The sequence below is a fragment of the Bradyrhizobium genomosp. III genome (assembly GCF_000261705.1).
Classification (GTDB): Bacteria; Pseudomonadota; Alphaproteobacteria; order Rhizobiales; family Xanthobacteraceae; genus Bradyrhizobium; species Bradyrhizobium ottawaense.
Genome location: NZ_AJQF01000479.1, coordinates 1 through 824, shown reverse-complemented (window position 1 = coordinate 824; position 824 = coordinate 1). Strand labels below are relative to the sequence as shown.

Sequence of the window (824 nt, the reverse complement as noted above, 5' to 3'; positions counted from 1 at the left end):
GGCAGCGGCCCGTTCCGCTACCTCGCCGACGAGCGCGTGCAGGGCGCGCGCAACGCCTACGCCAAATTCGAGCGCTATCAGCCCCGCACCGACGGCAAGCCGGATTGGACTGCGGGCCCGAAGATCGTGCACTACGACCGCGTGGTCTGGACCACCACGCCCGATGCCGGCACCGGCGTCGCCGCGCTGCAGACCGGCGAGCAGGACTGGCAGGAGACCACGCCGCACGATCTGTTGCCGGTGATCAAGGCTGCCGGTGACATCGAGACGCGCATTCTTGATCCCCGCGGTTACGCCTGCATGCTGCGGCTCAATCATCTGCAGCCGCCGTTCGACAATCCCGCCCTCCGCCGCGCGCTGGTCGGTGCGATCGACCAGTCCGCGTTCATGACGGCGGTGGCCGGTGTCGATCCCGCCTTTCAGGTCTCGCCGATCGGCTACTTCGCGCCCGGTACGCCGATGGCGAGCGAGGTCGGCCTCGATGTGTTCCGCGGGGCCCGCGACTATGCCAGGGTCAAGGCCGACCTGAAGGCGGCCGGCTACAAGGGCGAGAAGATCGTGGTGCTCGTGCCCACCAATTCGTTGGCGCAGAAGCCGCTCGGCGAGATCGCGGTCGATAGCTTGCGCAAGGCCGGCATGAACGTCGAATATGCCGGGCTCGATTTCGCCGTCGTGCTACAGCGCCAGCTCAAGAAGGATCCGGTCGGGCAGGGCGGCTGGAGCGCGGCGGTCGGCAATTGGCAGGGCATCGACTGGCTCAACCCGGCCGGCAACACCAACATCCGCGGCGAGGGCAAGGTCGCCGGCTGGTATGCGAGCGAGAA

1 protein-coding gene is annotated in these 824 nt (G+C 68.0%); it reads left to right on the top strand.

Translation table 11 applies throughout. From position 1 onward, the window contains the following. Nucleotides 1-824: ABC transporter substrate-binding protein (locus IC66_RS0137785; protein ID WP_038951045.1), on the top strand; the 824-nt coding region annotated here is incomplete at both ends.